This is a genomic window from Mucilaginibacter sp. BGA-UO-ETr-C110 (genome assembly GCF_059567985.1).
Genome location: NZ_JCAQPB010000002.1, coordinates 4,217,231 through 4,240,816, shown reverse-complemented (window position 1 = coordinate 4,240,816; position 23,586 = coordinate 4,217,231). Strand labels below are relative to the sequence as shown.

Sequence of the window (23,586 nt, the reverse complement as noted above, 5' to 3'; positions counted from 1 at the left end):
TTATATAAGTAGTATTTGATTTATTAAATATTTCGACAAACTACACTTTTTTGCCGTTGAAAGTAATGTTATACAGATCGGTTCGGCGGTCTTTGAGATTTTGTACGCTGCCGTATTCATGCAGCTCATCCAGCAGGGACAGATCGACGTCGGCAATCACGATCATTTCGCTGTTGGGAGTCGCTTCGGACTGAATGCCGTTGGTGGGGAAACCAAAATCAGATGGTGTAAACACCGCAGATTGCGCATAGCTGATACCCATATTATTTACATTGGGCAAGTTGCCTACACAACCCGCAATGGCTACATAACATTCGTTCTCCACGGCACGGGCCTGGGCGCAAAATTTCACCCGGTTGTAGCCATTCTGTGTATCGGTCAAAAAGGGCACAAACAAGATCTGCATATCCTGGCCGGCCAATATGCGCGATAGTTCCGGGAACTCCACATCATAACAGATCAGGATGCCAATTTTACCGGCGTCGGTTTCAAATACTTTTACCTCATCGCCGCCGCGCATACCCCATGAGCTGATCTCGGCCGGGGTAGGGTGGATCTTATAAACTTCCTCCATACTGCCGTTCCGCCTGAACAGGTACGACACATTGTACAGCGAATCCTCAAAAATAAAGGGCATGCTGCCTGCAATAATATTCACGTTGTAGGATACCGCCAGTTTAGAAAATTCTTCGATAATGGGCTGTGTGTATTTGGCGAGCTCGCGCATGGCTTTGGCCGAATCCATATGATTATAATCGGCCATCAGCGGGGTGTTGAACAGCTCGGGGAATAAAATAAAATCGGCCTGGTAATCGCTTACGGCGTCAATAAAATATTCGGCATGTTTCATCAATTCGCTGATGTTACTGTACGAGCGCATTTGCCATTGCACCAGGCCTATGCGTACTACTGTTTTTTGGTTGATGGCCGTGCTGATCTCTTCGTAATACACATTGTTCCACTCAATGAGTGTGGCAAAACCTTTGGAGCGGCTATCCTCGGGCAAGTAGTTACGCAGCACCTTGCGTACGTGAAAATCATTAGCCAGCTGAAACGATAGGGTAGGATCATAGATTTCCTTATACTTTACCTTATCGATGTACTGCCGGGGTGTCAGATCGTTCTGATATTTCTGATAATTGGGGATCCGGCCACCGGCGATGATACTTTTGAGGTTCAGCTTTTCGCAAAGGGCCTTGCGGGCCTCATACAACCGGCGGGCCAGGCGCAGGCCGCGATAATTGGGGTGGATAAAAATATCAATACCATAAAGCACATCGCCTTTGTCGGTATGGGTTTTAAAAGTACTGTCGCCAGTTATTTGTTTGTAGGTATGGTTATCGCCGAATTTTTGATAGTCGACCATAATAGATAGCGCGCAACCTACTACCACATCGTTAACGGTGATACAGATCTGGCCTTCGGGGAATAGCTTGATGAGCCTTTTGATGGAATTGGCATCCCAATAGTCCTCATCCATATCCATATAGGCCGATTTCATTGATTTTTTGAGCTCCTGGTAATCCTGTACTTCCAGGTTACGCATTTCGACACTTTGCAGATCCATAGGTTGTTTTTATATTTTAAAGGGAGTAAGGATTTTTGGAGCAAAGAGCTTTTCCGGAGTAAGGATTTTTGGAACAAGGAGCAAGGATTTTTCTTTCTTCTTTTATGTCCTTGCTCTTTGTTCTTTCCATCCTTGTTCCCAATGTCCTTTCTTTATCTTTGTTCTTCAAATCTTTGTTCCTAATATCTTTGTTCCTTGCTCCCAAAATCCATTTTCCAATTACGCTTTTGTGTACCACCACGCCCAGGCCATGAGTAGCGGCTGTAGTGCCAGGCGTATCCAGGCCAATAATGGTGTTACAGTAAGTTTGCCCAATTTTAGCGGTGCATCGCTTACCATGCTGATGTGTACCGGTAAAAAAGCAATCAACATGAGTATAATAGTATAAGCCGCCCATGGCCTGGTTTGTGTAGGAATAAGCAGCAGGGCCAGCAATATTTCGGCAGCACCCGCTACCATATTAATAACTACCGGGTAGGGCAAATAATGCGGGATGATACGATAATATGCTGTTGGATTGATAAAGTGATTGATGCCTGCAAGCATATACCCGATTACCAGTATAATCAGGCTTATATTTTTGATCAGATGCATTATGTAATATACATTATTTTGCTAAATAATGTTTTAAGCAGTTTTAATGTTGTTTTACGGTCAGATCACGTAATTTATAAACATTCTAAATAGCCCTGTATGACAAAGTATTGACATAGGATGTCATTTATAGTGATATTTTTGTTCGGTCAAATTTAAAACTGCTTTGAAGTATTTAAAGGTTATTGCTTTTACACACAAACAGATTGAACTGAAGGAATTAGGTAGATTGGTGGTTTGCCAGGAAAATCTGACAGAAAAACTTCAACAGGTAAAAACTCAATTTGGGATTCCGGAGATATTTTATCTGGCTACGTGCAACCGTGTTGAATTTATTATGACAACTGCTCATAAGGTCGACAAGGATTTTGCCCGGAAGTTCATCGAATCATTTAATACCGAGCTGTGTGATCATTCCCTGAGTACCTTTATGGCTAGCGCCTCTATCTATGAGGAGCAGGAGGCCATGATACATCTTTTACGTACTTCATGTTCACTTGAAAGTTTGATCGTTGGCGAAAAGGAAATACTGGCCCAATTACGCAAAGCCTACGAGCATTGCAAAGAGGCAGGCCTTACCGGCGATAGTTTACGCATGGTGATGGGTTGCGTGGTAAAAACAGCTAAAGAGGTTTATACCCATACCAACATTTCTAAAAACCCCATCTCGGTAGTATCATTGGCTTACCGCAAATTACGCGACCTTAATCTGTGTGCTACTGATGCCCGTGTGTTGATCATTGGTGCAGGCGAAACCAATCGCAATATTTCCAAATATCTTAAAAAACATAAGTTCACCAATTTCGCGGTGTTTAACCGTACCCTGTCAAAAGCCGCCGAACTGGCTGCCGACCTGGGTGGTGAAGCATTTGACCTGAAGGCTTTAAAAACATACAATAAAGGTTTTGATGTGATCATTACCTGTACATCGGCAGTGGAGCCTATCATCACTACCGAAATATACCAATCGCTGCTTAATGGCGAAACCAGCCGTAAAACCATTGTGGATCTGGCTATTCCTAATGACACCGCTCCCGAAGTACTGGAGCAGTTCCCGGTTAACTTTATCGAAGTGCATTCCCTTAATGAGGTTGCTAAACGTAACCTGCAGGAGCGCTACCAGGAACTGGTTCATGCCGAAGCTATTATTGAACAAAACATCGCCGAGTTTTGCACCCAGCTAAAACAACGCCGTATTGAAGTAGCCATGCGCCAGGTGCCGGAGAAGATCAAAGAGATTCGCAATACGGCCATCAACTCTGTTTTTGCCGATGAGGTGCAGGGTTTGGATGAGCAATCGCGCGAGATCCTGGAAAAGGTGATCAATTACATGGAGAAAAAATATATCAGTGTGCCGATGATTATGGCCAAAGATATATTGATCAACGAAAACTAGTCCTACTATTTTTCTAATAATTTTTTAAATATGTCATTGCGAGCGTAGCGTGGCAATCTCCTCATTTAGTCGTAGAGCGCTCAATTGCCGCTAAGGCTGTTACTTTGTCTTGATATAAAGTAACCAAGACCGAGTGTAGCGAGATAATGAGTACCAATAAAAAAAACAAGCAGCAACGAATAAATCAAGTCAGCAGAGAGGCTTCTTTGCCGCACATGGGCCTTTACCCTGCAAAGCAGCCAGAACCACGGCTGCAATTATTTGCCCCGCTTCGCACCCTCAATTCCCCATCTTCTGCAAAACTTGCTATGCCCTCCAATCGCACAGACCACCATTGTTCTGCCCGCTTTCATCCGAAGCTGTTCTGCTGACGGGGAAAGGTAAAATAAAAGAAATCTTGGTGATCCTAAAAATCAAGGTTCAAACAATATACGTTCTTCCCCAGCTTACCTTTTGAGAAAAATCAATAATTCACTAAATCACTAATTCAATAATTAAAATTATTGGTAACTCAGTTCATAATCAAATATGAAAGGCCGATTAGGTGTTGGTACTGTTGTTAAATGAACATGGCTGATCCTGGTTTCGGTAACAGTAAAAACATACTCCCAGCCCGCGTGGTAAACGCTATCGTTACTGTAATACAGCCGCATAGATATGGGCAGCCTGCCCAATTGTGCCAGCACGAGGGGGTGCATATTAAAGTCGAGAAAATAAGAAAGCGCCTGGGCGTTGAAATCAATCTTATCTGTAAATTTTGTGAACAATACGTAGGTGTAGTTGAAGGTATCCTGACTGCTAGAAATAACTGATTTTGCCGGTAAGCCCTGCGCGTCATACTCATATGTGGTTTTATAATGGGTATTTATGGGCGGTAGGTAATACTTGTCTATAAGGATGATCTTGCCGTTGGCGTCATAGGTAAAAGTATCAGTGTGCTCAATTTCGGTATTGGGCACTTTGGTGCCAACGGGCAGGTAGGCATATTTGTTGATATGGTCAATGTAAGTTACCTGCCCCTGCGCGTTGTAATGATAGTTTTCGGTATACTGGTAATTTTGGCCGTCGTCAAACACTTCAGCAATGATATGATTGCCGTTATAGGTAAAATCAACGTTTGTTTGGGCTGGGAACTGGTAAGCGGTATGGCTGATGTGGGTGAGTCTGTTTTGGGCATCATAAGTATAAAACATCGAATCGCTTTTGTACCCGCTGGCAAGGTTGGTCTGATAAACCTTTTTCAGGTTGAAGACCTTTGAGGTATCAGGCGTAATAGGGGGATCGGGCGTTTTACCTAGCTTGTCTTTCTTACATGCGGTAAAAGCCAGGGCAAACAATAGGATCGTGATACAGGCGTAGGTAGATTTCATCTACCTAAATATAAGGATGTTATGTTTTGTATTTGTTATTCGTTTTAGTCATTTACGGGTGTACAGGGGAACCGCGGTTATCTGTTCGCATTGACCGCGTTAGGGATAGCAGCAGATACCGGCCCTGTGCCTAATGCCCGCAGGCGTATGAGCGGATAGCCCGGGCCGCAGGCAACGCCCTTATTAAGTCAAAAGTTGAAATTCAAAAACTACATGATGCGTACTGCATGTGGGATGCTGAAATAAATTCGGAATGACTTCCGGATGAACTAACTACGCAATTCATCCACCTTGGCAATTCATTGATAACACATTAACAAACTCAAGCATAGTGTACTCCAAATTGACCTTTTTTGACTTTTTAATTTTAACTTTTGAATTATCATTAGTCACTCTACTTTCATAACATGAATTAATGTTAAATTCATGCCTATAAAAAATTAAATTTGCACCGTAAAAAATCATTCTTTTGGACAGAACACTGATAATAGGAACCCGCGGCAGTGAATTGGCACTATGGCAGGCTAATTTTGTAAAAGACAGCCTGGCAGCCATTAACGTAAATGCCGAACTGAAGATCATAAAAACCCAGGGCGACCGTATACTAAACCTGAGCTTTGATAAGTTAGAAGGAAAAGGATTTTTCACCAAGGAATTAGAAGAAGAATTATTGGCCGGTACCATTGATATTGCGGTACACTCGCACAAGGACCTGCCAACTGAAAACCCTCCGGGACTCATCATCGCAGCAGTTTCAGAAAGGGAAGACCCCTCTGAGCTGTTGTTGATCTTGAAAGATTGTGTGGATGTGCATCAAAAGCTGTCGGTAAAATACGGCGCTATTGTAGGTACATCATCCAACAGGCGCAAAGCACAACTACTGGCACATCGCCCCGACCTGGAGATAGAAGATCTGCGCGGCAACGTGCCTACCCGTATAGGCAAACTGCGCGATGAAAAATACGATGCTATTATGATAGCAAAAGCAGGGGTAGTGCGTTTAGGTTTAGACCTGAGCGAGTTTCACGTAGAGGAAATTACCCCTGTGGAACTGATTCCCGCTCCGGCACAGGGAGCACTGGCTATCCAGATCCGCGAAAGCAACCAGGAAGTTTTTGATATATTGCAGACGCTTCACCACCCCGATGTGGCCGAAGAGCTGGCTGTGGAAAGAACCGTGCTGAAAATGTTTGGCGGTGGCTGTCATCTGCCATTAGGATGCTATTGCAGGCGCGATGAGGGCATGTTCCAGGTGTTTACTTCCAAAGCCGATGAAGGAGATGAATTTCCGGACAGGTTATTTTTGGAGTCGCCCACTACCGAAGGCCTGGCAGAAAAGGTTGTGGCTAAATTTGCTAAAGACCGCAAGTTTCCGGCTAAGGTATTTATATCACGCGAACTGACTGAGCATAGCTACTTTAAGAAAGCGATGGAACATTTAGGTATCGAGGTGGAGGCGCGTTCGCTTATCCGTACTGTACCGGTGATAACCAAATTTGATTCCTATATATTAAAAAATATCGACTGGGTATTTTTCTCCAGTAAAAACGCAGTGGATTACTTTTTCCAGCTAAACCCGTTGTTTCCTAAAAAGGTAAAATTCGGGGTAATGGGCAGCGGCAGCGAAGAGATGCTGCGCCGCAAAGGGTACTTTACCGATTATGTGGGCGAAGGCACCGATACCGCCGAAGTAGCCGAAGAATTTGCCAAGCTGGCTAACGGTAAGATTGTGTTGTTCCCCGGTGCCGAAAGCCCAATGAGGAGCATACAGCAGGGATTATCTGCCGATACCAAGATCATTGATCTGCCGGTATATGAAACCGTACTGGAAGAAGAAGTTGAAACCAGCGGCGCCAATGTGATGGTGTTTACCAGTCCATCCAACGTAGAGGCTTATTTTGCCGATAACCTGTTGGATCCATACCAAAAGGTGGTAGCCATTGGTAAATCAACCGGGAAAAAATTTGATGAAATGGGTGTAAAATATACCCTGCCTTACTCACCCGACGAAGTTGGGCTGGCGGAGGCTGTGTTTGGATTATAGGTTAGTTCATAGTTGATGGTTCATAGATCATAGCGATTTAAAATCATTAACAGGAATTACAAAATAACAATTGGCGACGTTGCTGGTATTACAATGAACCATCAACTATGAACCATGAACTAAGAGATATGTTACAAAGACCACGTAGAAACCGAAAAAGTGAAGTGATACGCCAAATGGTGCAGGAAACACATGTTAGCGCGGCTAACCTGATATTCCCACTGTTTATTGTGGATGGTACGTTTCAGAAAACAGAAGTGGCTTCTATGCCCGGCATATACCGCTACTCTGTTGATAATTTACTGCGCGAAATTGAAAGCTGCCTGAAACTAGGCTTAAACTCTTTTGATCTGTTCCCCAATATCGAGGATTCATTAAAAGATCCATTGGCTACCGAAAGCTATCGTGACGATAGCTTATACCTGCGGGCCATACGTGAAGTTAAAAAGAACTTTCCCGAGGCTTGTGTGGTTACAGATGTAGCGATGGATCCTTATAGCAGCGATGGTCATGACGGCATCGTAAAAGATGGCGTGATCCTGAACGATGAAACGCTGGATGTATTAGGCAAAATGGCCCTGGCCCATGCCCAATGTGGCGCCGATATCATAGCCCCTTCTGACATGATGGATGGTCGCGTAGGATATATTCGCAATGTGTTGGACGAAAACGGCTTTACAAACGTTTCTATCATGTCATACTCGGCCAAGTATGCCAGCGCTTTTTATGGCCCGTTCCGGGATGCCTTAAATTCGGCTCCTAAATTTGGTGATAAAAAAACGTACCAGATGAACCCCGCCAACCAGCGCGAAGCATTGATAGAAGCTAATCTGGACGAGCTGGAAGGCGCCGACTTTTTAATGGTAAAACCGGCCTTGCCTTACCTGGATGTGATCAAACTGATAAAAGACAATACCGAATTGCCGGTAGCAGCTTACAACGTAAGCGGCGAATACGCGATGATCAAAGCGGCCATACAAAAAGGCTGGTTGAATGAGCAGCGCGCCATTACCGAGGTGCTCACCAGCATCCGTAGGGCAGGCGCTACCGCGATACTAACCTATCACGCCAAAGAGGTGTTGGAGAATAAATGGCTTTAAATAAGTCCATAGTCGATGGTCGATAGTCCATAGACTTTAAATAAAATAGTGTGTAAGAACCATGGACTATCGACCATGGTCCATGGACCAAAAGAAATGTTAGATTCAATAAAGAAAATGTTTTCGGGTGAGGCCAATGAGCCTTTAAATACTACAGGCAAGCCTGATATCAGCAGGGAAAAGTCTGCAGAGTTATACGCGAAAGCGAAAACTTATTTTCCGGGTGGTGTAAATTCACCGGTTAGGGCGTTCAAATCTGTTTACGGTACGCCGCTGTTCATCCAAAAAGGCGACGGCAGCCATATCTGGGATGCCGATGGTAACGAGTTTGTGGACTTTTGCTGCTCATGGGGCCCGCTTATCCTGGGACATAACAACACCAAAGTACGCGAAAAAGTGACCGAAGTAATGCAAAATGGCATGTCGTTCGGTGCGCCAACTGCTTTGGAGAATGAATTGGCCGAACTCATCCTGAAAAATAATAAACTGATTGAAAAACTGCGTTTTGTAAGCTCAGGTACCGAAGCTGTGATGTCGGCTATTCGCTTAGCCAGGGGCTATACCAAACGCGACAAAATATTAAAGTTTGAAGGCTGTTATCATGGTCACGTAGATGCCTTGCTGGTAAAAGCGGGTTCGGGACTGGTTACTTTTGGCGAAACCTCATCAGCAGGTGTACCCAAAGCCTTTGCTGATGAGACCATCGTGGTATCCCTGAATGATAAAGAAGCTTTAACCAAAGCTTTTGAAGATTTTAAAGACCAGATTGCCGCCATCATTATTGAGCCAATACCGGCTAATAACGGTTTGCTATTACAGGAAAAAGAATACCTGCAATTCCTACGTGATATATGTACCCAAAACGGAACCCTGCTGATATTTGATGAAGTAATATCAGGCTTCAGGATCGGTTTTGAGGGCGCATCGGGTCATTACGGCATTAAGCCGGATATTATTACCTATGGTAAGATCATTGGTGGTGGTATGCCAGTTGGTGCTTACGGGTCATCAGCGGCTATCATGAGCAATATATCGCCAGAAGGTCCGGTTTACCAGGCAGGAACCCTATCAGGCAACCCGGTAGCTATGGCGGCAGGTATTGCGCAACTGAGCGAACTGTTGAAAATGGGTTTCTATCGCGATTTGAATAACAAAACAGAGGAGTTCCGCGATGCGGTACAACGCTTTGCCACAGCACGTAACTATAAGTTCAAGGTGTTTGGCATCGGCTCCATATTCTGGTTTGCTTTTACAGATAAAGAGTATATTCGTAAAGCCGAAGATATTGATGCTTCCAGCATGGAAAAATTCAAAAAGTTTCACCGCGAACTGATCAACCGGGGTATTTACCTGGGGCCATCGGGTTACGAAGTGGGCTTTATATCATCGGCACATACAAAAATAGACCTGGAGAAAGCTAAACGTGCTATCTTTGATAGTCTTGACCTGGTATTTAACGGAAAATAGTTTTCAGTTAGCAGTGGGCGGTTTGCAGTTTGCATGCAGCCATCATTAACTGCCCACTGAAAACTGTCAACTGCAAACTGAAAAAACAATGAAGAAGCCATTTATTATTTTCTATGCGCTCATCATATACGCCGTTTCCGAACTGGTTTGGTGGGGCTACATGCTGATGAAACTGCAGCCGCAACGCATCGGGATGATCCTGGGCGAAGGCTCGATGTTCATATTGATATTAGTGGTAGGGGCTTATAGCCTGCACGCGTCGATCAACAAGGAGCGTAAGTTGCAGGAGCAGAAAAGGAATTTCCTGCTTTCGGTTACGCATGAGCTTAAATCGCCGCTGGCCTCTATTAAAATATTGTTGCAAACCATTCAGAAGCGCTCTTTAACCAAAGAGCAGCTGCTTGATTTTGTGAGCAAATCGCTACTGGATGTGGAGCGTTTGGATGATATGGTAGAGAATATGCTGCTGGCATCAAAAATCGATAACCGGTCATATACCTTCCCTAAAAATAGTTTTAACCTTTCGGTATTGGTGGATAGTATTGTTAACCGTTTACAGATCACCAAATGCGATTGCAATCAGCAGATCATTGATGCTGAAATAGAACCCAAGATAGAGATCACCGGCGATAAGTTCGCGCTGACATCGGTGGTAACTAACCTTATCGAGAACGCGGTGAAATATTCCAGTCCCTGCTCTGCAGTGGCTGTAAAGCTGTTTTCTAAAGACGATAAGGTTTACCTGGAAGTGGCCGACCAGGGCATTGGTATAGCCGATAACGAAAAAACACGTATTTTCGATAAGTTTTACCGTGTAGGCAGCGAGGATACCCGTAATACCAAAGGTACCGGACTGGGGCTTTATATTGTAAAAGAAGTGCTTGATAAACACCAGGCCAGCATAAAAGTACGGGATAACCGTCCGGCGGGCAGTGTTTTTGAAGTAGTATTTGGATTAACCTAAATTTAAAAAAATAACATGCCTAACAAGAAAAGAATTTTATTAGCTGAAGACGAAGAACATTTGTTGGAAGCCATCAAACTTAACCTTGAGCTGGAAGGATATAAAGTTTCTACAGCTAAAAATGGTAAAAAGGCTTTACAGTTGTTTAAGGAAGAGCGTTTTAACCTGGTGATATTAGACGTAATGATGCCCGAGATTGACGGCTTTGTTGTAGCCGAAACTATCAGGCTTGAAAATACCGAAGTGCCTATTATGTTTTTAACCGCTAAAAACACTAATGAGGACAAAATAGCGGGTCTTAAAAAAGGCGCCGACGATTACCTGACTAAACCATTTAACCTGGAAGAGCTGATTTTAAGGGTGAACAACCTGGTAAAACGCAGCCTGAAAGGTGAAGACCTGAAAGAGTTTAACAGCTATAAAATTGGTGATAAAACCATCCACTTTAACTCTTTTGAACTGGTAAATGCCGATGGCTCGATCACCGCGCTTACCAAAAAAGAAACCATGCTGCTTAAACTGCTTATTGAACGCAGAAATGATGCCGTATCGCGCGAGCAGATCCTGGAAACGGTTTGGAACTATGATGTATATCCATCAACCCGTACTATTGATAACTTTATCCTAACCTTCCGTAAGTATTTTGAACCAGATCCTAAAAACCCGGTTTATTTTCACTCTATCCGTGGTGTAGGTTATAAGTTTACCGATAATCAGCATTAATGTTCAGTAACAGGGTACGTTTATTTATAGCATTTATTTTCCTGTTATCGTTAGGCCTGTTACTGTACCTGCGCATTTATGAACTGGCAGCAGTAGCGGTAATGATGATTTTGCTGCTCATTTGGGATTACTTTAAACAAGGTACCCTGGTAGTAGCGGCCAAGTATTTTCATGCCAAGGACTATGTAAAAACCGAAGCATCGTTAAAAGAGATCAGTAACCCCAAATGGTTGAGCAAAAAGCGCCGTGGGTTTTATGAATATATATACGGTGGTGTTTGTATCCAGCGGCAGGAATTTGAAGCTGCCGAACAGCATTATGAGCTGGCCGCACAATACCCGCTGCATACGCTGAATGATCACGTGGCCGCGCTGGTTACCGTAGCCAATCTCAACATCAGGTTTGGTAATTTTGATAAAGCCAAAGCTTACTTAGGATTAGCCGAAAAACATACAGATAAAATGACAGCCAAAATGAAGGAGGTAATTAACCGTCTTCATCAGGAATTGAAAAAACATTGAAAAATAGTATCAAGTAGTTAGTATCAAGTATCAAGATTTTTTGTGAAGATCGATAAAATTCTTTCTTTGAGTCGTGATACTTGATACTAACTACTTGATACTCTTCTAAAAAATATGATAGATTCGTTATTAATAAAAGCAGCTTTTTCCGAAAAAACAGAACGCCCGCCGGTGTGGATGATGCGCCAGGCTGGCCGTTTCATGAAAGAATACTGGGAGATCAAAAACAAGTATTCGTTCTTGGAAATGTGCAAAACCCCGGAACTGGCTGCTGATGTTACCATGTTGCCGGTTGATCTGTTGGGTATCGACGGAGCCATCCTGTTTTCGGACATATTGGTCACCGGCGAAGCCATGGGCGGCGATCTGAGCTTTACTAATGGTGTTGGACCTAAGTTTGCCAACCCGGTACGTACTCAGGCTGATGTGGATAACCTGCAAACAGATGTGTTGGATAAGTTGCAATATGTTGCCGATGCTATAAAAGTAATTCAGCAGCGTTTAAATGGCCGCATACCGCTTATTGGTTTTGCTGGTGCTCCCTTTACGGTGATGAGCTATCTGGTAGAAGGAGGATCGACCAAAGATTTTAAACTCACCAAGCTGATGCTGCATAATGAGCCCGAACTGGCTCATCAGCTGCTATCAAAAATAGCTACCGTTACCGCCGATTACCTGAACATGCAGATAGCTGCCGGTGTAAATGCCGTACAGATATTCGACAGCTGGGCGCAGGCACTGGCCTGGGATGATTACAAAGAATTTAGTCACCGTTATATTGCCGAGATCATCAGTAAACTGAACCGTAAAGATATCCCGGTGATATCCTTCTGCAAAGGCAGTTCGGTATTTGCACCGTTGATGGCCGAAGCCAAACCGGATGTGATCTCGATCGACTGGAACGTTGATCTGTTGGATATCAAAAAACGTTTACCGGCAGGTATTGCCGTACAGGGCAACCTTGATCCGCATATTTTATATGCCGATAAAAAGGTGATCAAAGAACGCATCCATCGCCTGTTTAACAGGATGAAGGATGAAAAAGGTTTCATCTTTAACCTGGGTCATGGTATTATGCCCGATATTCCGTTTGATAATGTGAAGTACGCGGTAGAGGTGATTAAAGAATACAGGAACTAACAGCAATAGGCGAATATCACCAATTTGCTTAATGGATAAATTGAACTTCAGGAAATTTTAATAATTTTCCTGAAGTTCGTATTTGTTAATCCGTAATTAAATATAACTACCTATGTACGATTACGTTAAAGCTATACACATCATTTTTGTGGTTTGCTGGATGGCCGGACTGTTTTATATAGTACGCCTGTTTATTTACCACACCGAGGCTCAGGAAAAACCAGAGCCGGATCGTAAGATATTATCAGATCAGTTTACCATTATGGAGCGTAAGCTGTGGAATATCATTACCATCCCTTCTATGATCCTAACGGTTGCTGCCGGTATCACCATGCTGGTAATGCAACCCGGCTGGCTTCATTTTGGGTGGATGCACCTTAAGCTTACTTTTGTAATAATACTGGCTATTTACCACCACATGTGCCAGAATAAGATAAAACAAATGGCCAGTGGCGTATTCAAGTGGTCGTCGACCCAATTACGCTTGTGGAATGAGCTGGCCACTTTATTGCTGTTCGCCATCGTTTTCCTGGTGGTGCTCAAAAGCGCTCTCAACTGGATATTTGGCGTAGTGGGCCTGGTTGCCTTAGCCATGATCCTGATGATCGCCGTGAAAATATACAAGCGCTACAGGATGAAGAAGGAATAAAATCCCCCACGTCATGCTGAACTTGTTTCAGCATCCCACGGAACATTTAACCAGCACGTTGTAAACCTTGCTTGTGGGATGCCGAAATAAATTCGGCATGGCCTTGATTGAGGTTATTCTTTCACTACAATCCCATCCTTCATCACCAGTTTTACCTGTTTTAAAACCTTCATATCCTCAACCGGGTTACCGGTTACCGCCACCATATCGGCTAAGTAGCCCGCTTTAATATTGCCCAGGTCACTCAATTTAAAAACCGAGGCATTTACCGACGTAGCAGAACGCAAAACGTCGATCGGCTTCATGCCATACTCCGCCATCAGTATCATTTCGCGGGAATTATCACCATGCGGGAACACGCCTACATCGCCGCCCATACAAATGATTACACCGGCTTTCAAGGCCTCGGTAAATATGTAATGCTTTTGTTTAATGCCGGCCGTTTGCGGATCGATGCCTTTTCTCCAGCCTTTATAACTGGCTAAAGCCTCGGTAGCGGCAAGGGTGGGGCATAGCGCTATGCCCTTCTCCTTCATTAATTTAAACAGCTCTGGTGTACCGCCATCACCATGCTCAATGGTAGTAACACCGGCAGCAATAGCCCGGCGCATCCCCTCTTCCGTACCTGAGTGTACAGCCACCATACGTCCGCTGCTTTTGGCAACCTGCACGGCTACTTTCAATTCCTCTTCGGTAAAAGTAGGTGCGGGTGTTTCATTCAGTCCCCAGCGATAATCTACATATATTTTAACCACGTCGGCACCATGCCCAATTTGCGACCGCACCGCATGGGTAATACCATCCACCCCGTCGGCTTCCTCCGCTCCTTTGGTAATACTATTTTCGGGTACCTCATTTTTAGGACCGTAGCTGCCCGTAGCCACAATGGCACGGGTAGCCACCAACATCCGCGGGCCGGATATCACATGTTTATTGATGGCTGTTTTTAAACCCACATCATCATATGCCGCGCCCTCGGTACCCAGGTCGCGTACGGTAGTAAAACCTGCTATGAGGGTTTCCCAGGCGCTTACGGTAGCTCGGGCAGTGCGTTCGGCCCTGCTTTCGGTTAGTACCTGCTCGTTCCAGCTGGTTTCATTATAAGGATGCAGGAAAAGGTGCGAATGCCCTTCGATCAGACCAGGCATTAAGGTAGTCCCTTTCAACTCGATGATCCGGGCACCTTCCGGTGCTTTTATCTGCGAGGCGTCACCCACCGCTTCAATATGATTGCCTTTTACCAGCACCCACCAGCCGGGGTGCATCTGTTCGCCGTCGAAAACGCGGTCGGGTTTAAGCAGGGTATAATATTCGGCAGGTTGGGCAAGCAGTTGAAGGCAGCATATAATAAATGCTACGGTGATAAGTGATCTTTTCATTATAAATTAAAGATAGTTTAAAGGAGTTTAAAAAATACACTATAAATATATTTTCGATACCATGCAACCAATTACCAAAGCATTACATCTTAATGCTATAAATGATGTTTTTGGAACCAAAATTTACCATTCAACAATTGATAGACCGCTGCAAAGCGGGCGAACGCAAAGCACAGGAGTTGTTATACAAACAATTCGCGGCCAAAATGCTGGCGGTGTGCATGCGTTATGCAACGGATAGAATGGAGGCCGAGGATATGCTACAGAACGGATTTATCCGGGTGTTTCAAAAAGCAGCAGACTTTCGTGGCGATGGTTCATTTGAAGGCTGGGTAAGGCGCATTATGGTGCACAGCTCTATTGAATATTATCGTAAACATCATAAAATGCTGCAGGTGCTTAATACGGATGATGTGGGAAATGAGCCATCGGTAAACCCACTGGCAGCATCAAATTTAGATGCACAGGTATTATTGGGATTGATACAACAGCTGGCGCCGGGCTATCGTATGGTTTTTAACCTGTATGCCCTGGAAGGCTATTCGCACAAAGAAATAGCGGAGATGATGGGCATTAGCGAAGGGGCTTCCAAATCACAGCTATCAAGGGCGCGGACTATATTAAAAGAACAAATTGCAAAAATGGAGGGTAAAAGTTATGGATATGCAGGGTAATGAATTAGATGAACTGTTCCGGTCGTCACTTGATGAATTGGAAATACAGCCATCGGCCCATGTATGGACAGGTATAGCCACTGAGTTGGATGCCGGCAAACGCAAAAAATCGCTGGTGTCTTTTTTGAGTATCGCAGCAGGCATTGTATTGACGCTTACCATAGGTGTGCTGTTTATTCCTAAACAGGTCAAAGTAAACAAGCAGGATCCATTGGCTACCAGGATAATTAAAAAGACATCCCCGGTTACTAAAACAGATCTTACAGTATTAGCTGACCAACAGCAAAACAAAAAAGTAACCAAGGCAGTTATAGCCCCTACTAACCGTTTGGCAGCTGTGAAGCTTGAAAGGCTGAACAATAGGGCAGATAAGACTAAAAAATTAAGAGTACAGCAAGAAGAATTGGCAAGGATAAATAATGAGCCACAGGGTGTTTTAACAAGCCGTGGAGATGATCTGGCCAGCGCGGTTATACCTGATCATACCGGAGACGAAATGTCAGTAAAACCGGCGATACATAACCTGAGTTTATTGGAGAGCAAACCGCAGCTGGCGGCTTTGACTATAAAACCAGTTAAAGCCCCAGTTAAAAAGCATCGTATCCGTAGTATGGGCGATGTGTTTAACATAGTGATAGCGGCTGTTGATAAACGAAAAGACAAATTCATTGAATTTTCCAATACCGATGAGGATGACGCCACCATTACTGGCATTAACCTGGGTATTATTAAAGTGAAGAAAGAAAAATAATATATTTACCATTATATATGAAACGCTTAATTTTTACCATCATCATATGCGTTGTAGCAAGCACAAGCTTTGCGCAAACTACTTCCGATTCAACCCATGCTACCGTTGATAGCGTTCATAGGAAACGTGTACGGGTAAAATTGGGTGTGGGGGATGACGCGCCGGCTGTTTCGGTTAATCAACCGGATACCGCCTATCATGCGCACAAGGCGCCGGGTTTCTCGTTTGGGGTAACATTTTCCCGTATCGACCTGGGTTTTGCTACGCTGATTGATCATGGTAGTTTTACCTTATCGCCCAATAACCAGTTTTTGAGTTACCGGCAATGGAAAACCAGCAATTTTGGCTTCGATGTGGTACAGTTTGGCTATCGTTTTAACAGTGCCTTTAAAATATACGTTTCGGGTGGGTTCGACTGGACATTGATCCGCTTACGCAGGGATATCACCATACAACGGAACACCCCGGTTTTAACCTATACCGAGGATGATATCCATTACAGCAAGAACCGTTTTTCGTCAAGCTATTTGCGTATCCCGCTTTCATTCTATTACCGTAGTCATGAAGACGACAGAGGCAACTACTTCCGTGTTGTTGCCGGGCCCGAAATTGGCGTATTGCTGAATGGTCGTGTAAAACAAATTAGCGAAGAGAACGGCAAACAGAAATTTAACGACGATTATCATTTTACCAAACTGCGTAAAGGCGCTTTTGTACGCGTAGGTTATGGCCTGATGGGTATTTATGCCAAATACTACTTTAGCGACATGTTTGAGAACAGCCCTGCGCAAGCTGGCTTAAAGAACTTTTCGTTCGGGTTGACGCTGGGTTTTTAAACATTGATTTTGCGGGATTACTGGTGTTGGAAATGGCTTACCCAAAATATAAGCAGAATGAAAAAACTTATCACACTATTCTCCATCAGCCTGTTTGTGCTCATGTTTATTTCCTGTAATCATAAGCAAGAAAAAGAACAGCATAAGAAGAAAAAAGAACAAGTTGTGACAGGAGGCTCTCGATATATTGACTTAGTGAATAATGAGAAGGAGAGAACACGCCTTTGGAAAGCGGCCATCGATAGTGGCGATTGCTTTGCTTATAACAAAATCGCGCTCGCATACTTGATGACGTACAGGGAAGTAGACCTTTATTATTATTCACTGATCATGGCTAATAAATATCACTGTCCCGAAGCATATCGTACTTTGAATTCTATTTTGACCCACGAGGCTTACGCAAGCGGCGATGGAGTAATGCTGTTTAGTAATGATAAAAATACCAAGAACCTGGCTTTTTATTATCTTTTTAAAGCTAAGGAATTAGGCTCCTCACAAGCGAAGAATGATATTGAACTGGAGTTTGGCAAGGGCAAATCTGTACCCAATTCGTCTTTTTTTCTTAAGAAATTAATGAATCCATAAGTTCCCCGACCGATGTGCATGTGCCCTGGTATTCGTAGAGTTTCTAGTAGCCCGAGTGACCAACTTAAGACTCTGAGTTAATGCACAGTAATCATGTTTAAGAATATTACAGATATCTTTTGTACTAAGCTGATTAGTGTAAACCCGCTCATTATTGATCAATTAGTAAATTAAATACATGTCAACCATGAAAAGTGTAAACCATGTAAACCCACTTTGTTAGGATATGCCTGGTCTGTTCAAATCCTCAAAATCGTGTATCTTTGCCACCGATGTCAGATACTCCTTTTTTGCAGGCTATTGCGGTAAGTAAAATATATCCTGGTAAACAACTTTCGGGTGTAAAACCAACCAACATGGTGGTGCAGCCCGGTAAAATAACGGCTATTATTGGTGAAAGCGGCAGCGGGAAAAGTACTTTACTCAAACTGCTTTATGGTTTGCTCTCGCCCGATACCGGGGAAGTACAATTCAAAGGAGACCGTATCTGGGGGCCCGAAGAAAAACTGATCCCAGGGCATGATGCCATGAAAATGGTTACCCAGCACACCGACGATCTGAACCTGTTTGCCAAAGTATGGGATAACGTAGCCGCTATGCTGCCCGCAACCGACCTGGCGGCCAAACAACAAAAAACAGAGCAGGTACTCAAACAACTAAACATGTTACACATGGCTGAAAGGCGTGTGGCCGACCTGAGCGGTGGCGAAAAACAACGTGTAGCCATTGCCCGGGCTATTATCACCCGTCCGCAGGTGTTGTTGCTGGATGAACCATTTAACCAGGTGGATACTTCTTTCAGGGAAGGCTTGCAGCGCGATATCAGGCAGATTGTAAAAGAAACCGGGCTTACAGTGATCATGGTATCACATGATCCGGCAGAGGTGCTTTCGATGGCCGATGAATTGATCGTGTTGCAAAACGGAGAGATCATCGAGCATGGGCATCCTAAAAGCTTGTATCAATCACCAAAGAACCTGTATACCGCGCAATTGCTCAGTAACTGTAACGTACTTACCACTTCCGAAGCCCAACTTTGTGGTGTTCATATTACCAATGCGCACGCTGTTATATATCCGGAATGGATCAAACTCAAAGTGATCACTCCAAACAAATCCTGGGTTGTAAAACAGGTACTTTTTAAAGGTTTCTACGAAGACCTGATACTGGAACAAAAGGGCGTTTCAATACGCATAGTGAACGAAGAGCCTGGAAAATACACCGAGGGTGATAAAGTTGCTGTAAGGGTAGGGAAGTGGCTGGAGTATTAAGTGGGGGGGCGGGGTATTAAAAAAAATGTCATTCTGAGGAACGAAGAATCTATTCTTGAACTTTGCCCGTCGAATAGATTTTTCACTACGTTCAAGAGATAGTTTTTCGCTACGCTCAAGAGATAGTTTTTCACTACGTTCAAGAGATAGTTTTTCGCTACGCTCAAGAGATAGTTTTTCACTACGTTCAAGAGATAGTTCTTCACTGCGTTCAGAATGACAAAAGAAGCTTATTGGCTATACCTATGAAGCCGTAAATAAAACCATTCTTCAGTTTTTTTATTATTCAGCTGCTACAAATGGCGCGAAATACAAGCGTAAATAGCCGTTTTCTAATTTTTTCTGTTCCTCTGTAAACCCATCCACTACAACTGCGCTGAACTTGGCTTCAAGGTTGTAGCCGCCGGATGTAGCCCGGGTAAAACTGATGATCTCAAATGTGGAATTTTTTTGAAATCCAGGTTTGAGTTGAGTTGGTCTGCTTAAATCAAAAGGAGAATAAGATGCATAACTTCTACCATTGGCCGAAATAACCATGGCTATACCATTCTCTGAGTTTTCCCGCTCAAAATCTTCGGCATATGGATATTTGCCTATGGTAAATTGCGTAAGCAGGTCTTTTAATGCCGGGAAGTAAATAATACCATCGTTTTTATGCCTTTTGGGATATTTTTTTAAGAAGAGTATCTGAAGGCTCGCACCATCAGATGAAATCGTATTTCGCTGGAAATATAATACAGAATCGGGATTACCAACCAATTCATAATTGGATAAGTTCTTGCTGTCAGGAAAAATAACTTTTTGATTAACCTGTTCGGTGCCTGAACTGTAAGCACTATAAGAATTAGCCATGTATGTTTTACCATCAACCGTATACGAAACCGAATCGTGCACAGCAGCTATTACCGGAGGCTTGTTTCCGGTAGTATCTACTTTAACGGGATGGTCTTTTTGACAAGAGGTAAATGCGGATAAAAGGAGAAGGGAATAAAGAAATGTAGATTTTTTCATGTAGAAATTTGGTGCGAAAATAAGATAATAAGGTTGCTTTTGTTATTATAATACAAGTAATATCTAGCGTAAGACCTTAATATTATACAAAGGTTTATTGGGGGAAATAAAAAAAGCCCTGGCTTTCAGTGAAGCCAGGGCTGATATTTTGTAAACGGATATTTTTTTACACCAGGTACTCAAACAAAGTACGGTCTTTATTCAATTCGATGACGTTAAAGCGATGGGCTAACATGCGTTTTAACAAAGCCGGGTAATCTTCAGCTGATTGAAGCTCGATACCTACCAGGGCAGGGCCATTCTCTTTATCGTTTTTCTTGATGAATTCAAAACGGGTGATATCATCATGCGGACCTAATACATTGGTCACAAACAATTTTAAAGCTCCCGGGCGCTGCGGGAAGCGAACAATGAAATAATGTTTAAGGCCTTCATACAGTAATGATTTCTCTTTGATCTCCTGCATACGGGCAATATCATTATTACCACCACTCACTATACAAACTACCTTTTTGCCCTTGATCTTATCCCTACAAGCGTCTAATACAGCTACTGAAAGGGCGCCTGCGGGTTCAACTACAATTGCATCTTCGTTGTATAGTTTAAGTATGGTGGTACAAACTTTACCCTCAGGTACCAATAGCATCTCATCCAGTAACTCGCGGCAAATCTCATAGGTTAAAGTACCTACACGTTTTACCGCGGCGCCGTCAACAAAACGATCTATCTCCGGCAATGTGATCGGCTCTCCATGTTCAAAAGCTTTCAGCATAGATGGTGCACCTTCCGGCTCAACCCCTATCAGATAAACTCCAGGAACGTGCTGCCTTAAATAGCTGCTTGTACCAGCTGCCATGCCACCGCCACCGATGGGCATAATTACGGCTTCCAGATCCGGCAGATCTTCCAGTATTTCTAAACCTACAGTTCCCTGGCCTTCAATGATACGGTAGTTATCAAAAGGTGGAATGAAGGTCATTTGATGAGCTTCAGTATAGATCAAAGCTTCGCGCAGGCAATCGTCAAAAGTATCGCCTGTTAAAACGATCTCGATATTACCGTGCCCATGCATTTCTGTTTGGGTGATTTTTTGTCTCGGCGTTATCTCGGGCATAAAAATTACGCCCTTAGTGCCTAAGGCATTACAGCTGAATGCCACACCCTGCGCATGATTACCCGCGCTGGCGCAAACCACGCCCCGACTTAACTCTTCGGCACTTAGCTGACTGATCATGTTGTACGCGCCACGCAATTTGTAAGAGCGTACTACTTGTAAATCTTCACGTTTGAGGTAAACCTCACATTCGTATTTTGCCGAAAGGCCGGCATTATATTCCAGCGGAGTGCGCTTAACAACGCCTTTCAGACGTTCATGCGCGGCTTCAAAATCCAGCTGGTTCTTCGTATCAGTTTCCATTATTAGTTTTTTACCAGCTTGTGCGCTACCAGGCTCAACAGATCATTGTCGTTGATGTCTAATTTAGCATCTGCAAGAGTTAAAAAGTTGTTATAAGCTTCTGCCAGTTCTTCTTTGCTGAGGTTGATACCAAGGCGTTCCAAATGGAATTTAAGCGCATGCCTGCCGCTGCGTGCAGTTAGTACGATGCTGGCGCTTGGGAAACCTACATCCTCCGGACGAATGATCTCATAATTTTCGCGCATTTTCAAAAAGCCATCCTGGTGTATACCGGAACTGTGTGCAAATGCGTTGGCGCCTACAATAGCTTTATTAGGCTGCACGGGCATGCGCATTTGTGTACGGATCATTTGGCTAAGCTCATAAAATCTTTTAGAGTCTATCTGGGTATGCAAACCCAGCACCTGGTGTGTTTTCAGGATCATGACGACTTCCTCAATAGAAGTATTGCCAGCACGCTCCCCAATACCATTAATGGTGCCTTCTATTTGGCGTGCACCATTCTGCAAGCCGGCGATAGAGTTGGCTGTAGCCAAACCCAGGTCGTTATGGCAATGCACCGAAATAATGGCTTTGTCGATATTTTTAACATTCTCTTTCAAGAACTTGATTTTGGCGCCATATTGATCAGGCAGGCAGTAACCGTTGGTATCCGGAATGTTCACTACGGTAGCACCTGCGGCAATTACAGCCTCAACCATTTTGGCCAGGTATTCTACATCGGCCCTGCCGGCATCTTCGGCGTAAAACTCAATATCTTCTACAGCACGTTTGGCATATTTTACAGCTTCAACAGCACGCTCCAGAATTTCTTCGCGGGTACTGTTAAATTTATGCTTGATATGCATGTCGGAAGAACCGATGCCCGTATGGATACGCGGCCGTTTGGCGTATTTTAACGACTCGATAGCAGCGTCAATATCGCCTTTGTTGGCACGTGTTAAGGCGCAAACAGTAGGTTCTTTTACAGCTTTTGAAATTTCAACAACACTGTTGAAATCGCCCGGACTTGAAACCGGGAAACCTGCTTCAATAATATCCACGCCCAGCAGCTCCAGTTCTTTTGCTATCTCAATTTTTTCGGGGGTTGTTAACTGGCAACCCGGTACCTGCTCGCCATCGCGAAGCGTAGTATCAAAAACATAAACGCGGTTGGGATCGTGTAACATATTTTTCTTAGTTTTTAAATTTTTGTTAGTATCAAGTAGCGAGTATCAGGTATCAAGACCCATTCGTTTACTTTTTACTTAATTCAATTCGTTATCTGTATGTATCTAAAATCAAAACAGATAAAAAGTCTTGATACTTGATACTAATTACTTGCTACTTAAATTATTCTTTTATCGCCACAAACCGTAACCTCTTATAGTCGGCATACCATTGGCCACCTTCATTGTAGTGGGGTTCCAGTTTGTGTGTGATTTCTTTTAATATCTCCGCTTTCTCCTCTTCAGGGATATTCTCCAGGTATTGTGCGCCGAACATGGTAACCCATTTAGCCACACCTTCATCGCCATCCTGCAATGGTGTTTTACGGTCGTAATGAACCGCGTAAGTTACCCTGAAACCATGCTCTTCTAGCTTGGTGGCATACTCGCCAACCGATGGGAAATACCAGATCCTGGTATCGGCCTGTACATGGTACCCATGGTTTTGTAGTACCAGTTGAGTTGCCTCAATTAAACGGGCCACATTACCTTTGCCGCCCATTTCGGCTACAAAACGACCGCCATGTTTCAAACTGTTGTACACACTGCGGGCAGCACCATTGGCATCCAGCACCCAGTGCAGGGCCGCGTTTGAAAATACGGCATCATATTTTTCGTCTGTAAAAAAATCGGCAGCGTTCTCCACCGCGAAATCAACGTCCGGGTACTTTGCCCTTGCCTGCTCAATCATCTCCGGCGAAAAATCGGTGCCTTTTACACGGGCTCCTTTATCTTTTATTTGCTGTGTTAAATGGCCGGTGCCGCAACCCAGATCCAGTATATATTCGCCGGGTTTAACATCCAGTAATTCCAGCACATCCTCACCGTATTGAAATACAAAGGCGTGCTTTTGGTCGTACAAATCAGCGTTCCATTTCATATTCTTTCAGATTACACCGATGTCTTTTTGACTACACCG

The 23,586-nt window shown here is 43.8% G+C and carries 22 protein-coding genes; 14 read left to right on the top strand and 8 right to left on the bottom strand.

Annotated elements, in window-relative coordinates; genetic code table 11:
* Nucleotides 1-40 precede the first annotated feature (40 nt).
* Together AC57BQ_RS18230 and AC57BQ_RS18225 are read right to left on the bottom strand one after the other, a co-directional pair.
* Complete coding sequence (locus AC57BQ_RS18230) at nt 41-1,567, bottom strand: carbon-nitrogen hydrolase family protein (protein WP_076374592.1); 1,527 nt, start codon at nt 1,565-1,567, stop codon at nt 41-43.
* Between the two features lie 219 nt (nt 1,568-1,786).
* A complete protein-coding gene (locus AC57BQ_RS18225; RefSeq protein ID WP_496407623.1) occupies nt 1,787-2,161 on the bottom strand; it encodes a DoxX family protein in 375 nt (124 codons plus the stop codon).
* 166 nt (nt 2,162-2,327) lie between these two features.
* Here AC57BQ_RS18225 and hemA point away from each other — a divergent pair, with 166 nt between their 5' ends.
* On the top strand, nt 2,328-3,557 hold the full coding sequence (hemA, locus tag AC57BQ_RS18220; RefSeq protein ID WP_496407622.1) for a glutamyl-tRNA reductase: 1,230 nt from the start codon (nt 2,328-2,330) through the stop codon (nt 3,555-3,557).
* A 500-nt stretch (nt 3,558-4,057) separates the two neighbouring features.
* Here hemA and AC57BQ_RS18215 read toward each other — a convergent pair whose 3' ends face one another.
* On the bottom strand, nt 4,058-4,927 hold the full coding sequence (locus AC57BQ_RS18215; protein WP_496407621.1) for a hypothetical protein: 870 nt from the start codon (nt 4,925-4,927) through the stop codon (nt 4,058-4,060).
* A 469-nt stretch (nt 4,928-5,396) separates the two neighbouring features.
* On the opposite strand from AC57BQ_RS18215, the gene hemC reads away from it, so the two are divergent.
* From hemC to hemJ, 8 genes are all read left to right on the top strand, one after another.
* The gene (gene hemC, locus AC57BQ_RS18210) at nt 5,397-6,971 is read left to right on the top strand and encodes a hydroxymethylbilane synthase (RefSeq protein ID WP_496407620.1); all 1,575 of its coding nucleotides are present in this window, start codon (nt 5,397-5,399) and stop codon (nt 6,969-6,971) included.
* Between the two features lie 128 nt (nt 6,972-7,099).
* Nucleotides 7,100-8,071 (top strand): porphobilinogen synthase, encoded by a 972-nt coding sequence (hemB, locus tag AC57BQ_RS18205; protein ID WP_090473288.1) that lies wholly within the window; start codon nt 7,100-7,102, stop codon nt 8,069-8,071.
* A 96-nt stretch (nt 8,072-8,167) separates the two neighbouring features.
* Nucleotides 8,168-9,538 (top strand): glutamate-1-semialdehyde 2,1-aminomutase, encoded by a 1,371-nt coding sequence (gene hemL, locus AC57BQ_RS18200; protein WP_496407619.1) that lies wholly within the window; start codon nt 8,168-8,170, stop codon nt 9,536-9,538.
* An 88-nt stretch (nt 9,539-9,626) separates the two neighbouring features.
* Entirely contained in the window at nt 9,627-10,502 is an 876-nt protein-coding gene (locus tag AC57BQ_RS18195) for a sensor histidine kinase (protein WP_090473286.1), read from the top strand.
* A gap of 15 nt (nt 10,503-10,517) precedes the next feature.
* Complete coding sequence (locus AC57BQ_RS18190) at nt 10,518-11,225, top strand: response regulator transcription factor (RefSeq protein ID WP_090473285.1); 708 nt, start codon at nt 10,518-10,520, stop codon at nt 11,223-11,225.
* Nucleotides 11,225-11,746, top strand: a complete 522-nt coding sequence (locus tag AC57BQ_RS18185) for a hypothetical protein (protein ID WP_090473284.1) — start codon at nt 11,225-11,227, stop codon at nt 11,744-11,746. The genes AC57BQ_RS18190 and AC57BQ_RS18185 overlap by 1 nt, the downstream gene beginning before the upstream one ends.
* 114 nt (nt 11,747-11,860) lie before the next feature.
* The gene (gene hemE / locus AC57BQ_RS18180) at nt 11,861-12,886 is read left to right on the top strand and encodes a uroporphyrinogen decarboxylase (RefSeq protein ID WP_496407618.1); all 1,026 of its coding nucleotides are present in this window, start codon (nt 11,861-11,863) and stop codon (nt 12,884-12,886) included.
* A gap of 112 nt (nt 12,887-12,998) precedes the next feature.
* Nucleotides 12,999-13,535: a protoporphyrinogen oxidase HemJ gene (gene hemJ / locus AC57BQ_RS18175; protein ID WP_496407617.1), complete on the top strand. Its 537-nt coding sequence runs from the start codon at nt 12,999-13,001 to the stop codon at nt 13,533-13,535.
* 113 nt (nt 13,536-13,648) lie between these two features.
* On the opposite strand, the gene AC57BQ_RS18170 is transcribed toward hemJ, so the two are convergent.
* Nucleotides 13,649-14,914, bottom strand: a complete 1,266-nt coding sequence (locus tag AC57BQ_RS18170; RefSeq protein ID WP_496407616.1) for a metal-dependent hydrolase family protein — start codon at nt 14,912-14,914, stop codon at nt 13,649-13,651.
* A gap of 104 nt (nt 14,915-15,018) precedes the next feature.
* Here AC57BQ_RS18170 and AC57BQ_RS18165 point away from each other — a divergent pair, with 104 nt between their 5' ends.
* From AC57BQ_RS18165 to AC57BQ_RS18145, 5 genes are all read left to right on the top strand, one after another.
* Nucleotides 15,019-15,588 carry an RNA polymerase sigma factor gene (locus AC57BQ_RS18165; RefSeq protein WP_496409482.1) on the top strand — a complete coding sequence of 190 codons (570 nt, stop codon included), beginning with the start codon at nt 15,019-15,021 and terminating at the stop codon, nt 15,586-15,588.
* Nucleotides 15,548-16,339 carry a hypothetical protein gene (locus AC57BQ_RS18160; RefSeq protein ID WP_496407615.1) on the top strand — a complete coding sequence of 264 codons (792 nt, stop codon included), beginning with the start codon at nt 15,548-15,550 and terminating at the stop codon, nt 16,337-16,339. The genes AC57BQ_RS18165 and AC57BQ_RS18160 overlap by 41 nt, the downstream gene beginning before the upstream one ends.
* Nucleotides 16,340-16,356: 17 nt before the next feature.
* Complete coding sequence (locus tag AC57BQ_RS18155) at nt 16,357-17,175, top strand: outer membrane beta-barrel protein (RefSeq protein WP_496407614.1); 819 nt, start codon at nt 16,357-16,359, stop codon at nt 17,173-17,175.
* Nucleotides 17,176-17,232: 57 nt separating this feature from the next.
* Entirely contained in the window at nt 17,233-17,760 is a 528-nt protein-coding gene (locus AC57BQ_RS18150) for a hypothetical protein (protein ID WP_496407613.1), read from the top strand.
* A gap of 272 nt (nt 17,761-18,032) precedes the next feature.
* Nucleotides 18,033-19,031: an ABC transporter ATP-binding protein gene (locus tag AC57BQ_RS18145; RefSeq protein ID WP_496407612.1), complete on the top strand. Its 999-nt coding sequence runs from the start codon at nt 18,033-18,035 to the stop codon at nt 19,029-19,031.
* A gap of 282 nt (nt 19,032-19,313) precedes the next feature.
* Here AC57BQ_RS18145 and AC57BQ_RS18140 read toward each other — a convergent pair whose 3' ends face one another.
* From AC57BQ_RS18140 to AC57BQ_RS18125, 4 genes are all read right to left on the bottom strand, one after another.
* A complete protein-coding gene (locus AC57BQ_RS18140) occupies nt 19,314-20,042 on the bottom strand; it encodes a hypothetical protein (RefSeq protein WP_496407611.1) in 729 nt (242 codons plus the stop codon).
* Nucleotides 20,043-20,208: 166 nt separating this feature from the next.
* On the bottom strand, nt 20,209-21,459 hold the full coding sequence (ilvA, locus tag AC57BQ_RS18135) for a threonine ammonia-lyase IlvA (RefSeq protein ID WP_496407610.1): 1,251 nt from the start codon (nt 21,457-21,459) through the stop codon (nt 20,209-20,211).
* 2 nt (nt 21,460-21,461) lie between these two features.
* Nucleotides 21,462-22,628, bottom strand: a complete 1,167-nt coding sequence (locus tag AC57BQ_RS18130) for a 2-isopropylmalate synthase (protein WP_090473274.1) — start codon at nt 22,626-22,628, stop codon at nt 21,462-21,464.
* A 163-nt stretch (nt 22,629-22,791) separates the two neighbouring features.
* Nucleotides 22,792-23,547 carry a class I SAM-dependent methyltransferase gene (locus AC57BQ_RS18125; protein ID WP_496407609.1) on the bottom strand — a complete coding sequence of 252 codons (756 nt, stop codon included), beginning with the start codon at nt 23,545-23,547 and terminating at the stop codon, nt 22,792-22,794.
* Nucleotides 23,548-23,586 lie beyond the last annotated feature (39 nt).

Coding starts and splice junctions, on each gene's coding strand:
- AC57BQ_RS18140 (WP_496407611.1), bottom strand. CDS start 20,042: ATGAAAAAATCTACATTTCTTTATTCCCTTCTCCTTTTATCCGCATTT.
- AC57BQ_RS18190 (WP_090473285.1), top strand. CDS start 10,518: ATGCCTAACAAGAAAAGAATTTTATTAGCTGAAGACGAAGAACATTTG.
- hemL (WP_496407619.1), top strand. CDS start 8,168: ATGTTAGATTCAATAAAGAAAATGTTTTCGGGTGAGGCCAATGAGCCT.
- AC57BQ_RS18225 (WP_496407623.1), bottom strand. CDS start 2,161: ATGCATCTGATCAAAAATATAAGCCTGATTATACTGGTAATCGGGTAT.
- AC57BQ_RS18215 (WP_496407621.1), bottom strand. CDS start 4,927: ATGAAATCTACCTACGCCTGTATCACGATCCTATTGTTTGCCCTGGCT.
- hemJ (WP_496407617.1), top strand. CDS start 12,999: ATGTACGATTACGTTAAAGCTATACACATCATTTTTGTGGTTTGCTGG.
- AC57BQ_RS18230 (WP_076374592.1), bottom strand. CDS start 1,567: ATGGATCTGCAAAGTGTCGAAATGCGTAACCTGGAAGTACAGGATTAC.
- AC57BQ_RS18170 (WP_496407616.1), bottom strand. CDS start 14,914: ATGAAAAGATCACTTATCACCGTAGCATTTATTATATGCTGCCTTCAA.
- AC57BQ_RS18130 (WP_090473274.1), bottom strand. CDS start 22,628: ATGTTACACGATCCCAACCGCGTTTATGTTTTTGATACTACGCTTCGC.
- AC57BQ_RS18155 (WP_496407614.1), top strand. CDS start 16,357: ATGAAACGCTTAATTTTTACCATCATCATATGCGTTGTAGCAAGCACA.
- AC57BQ_RS18145 (WP_496407612.1), top strand. CDS start 18,033: ATGTCAGATACTCCTTTTTTGCAGGCTATTGCGGTAAGTAAAATATAT.
- ilvA (WP_496407610.1), bottom strand. CDS start 21,459: ATGGAAACTGATACGAAGAACCAGCTGGATTTTGAAGCCGCGCATGAA.
- hemB (WP_090473288.1), top strand. CDS start 7,100: ATGTTACAAAGACCACGTAGAAACCGAAAAAGTGAAGTGATACGCCAA.
- AC57BQ_RS18195 (WP_090473286.1), top strand. CDS start 9,627: ATGAAGAAGCCATTTATTATTTTCTATGCGCTCATCATATACGCCGTT.
- AC57BQ_RS18150 (WP_496407613.1), top strand. CDS start 17,233: ATGAAAAAACTTATCACACTATTCTCCATCAGCCTGTTTGTGCTCATG.
- AC57BQ_RS18125 (WP_496407609.1), bottom strand. CDS start 23,547: ATGAAATGGAACGCTGATTTGTACGACCAAAAGCACGCCTTTGTATTT.
- hemE (WP_496407618.1), top strand. CDS start 11,861: ATGATAGATTCGTTATTAATAAAAGCAGCTTTTTCCGAAAAAACAGAA.
- AC57BQ_RS18185 (WP_090473284.1), top strand. CDS start 11,225: ATGTTCAGTAACAGGGTACGTTTATTTATAGCATTTATTTTCCTGTTA.
- AC57BQ_RS18165 (WP_496409482.1), top strand. CDS start 15,019: ATGTTTTTGGAACCAAAATTTACCATTCAACAATTGATAGACCGCTGC.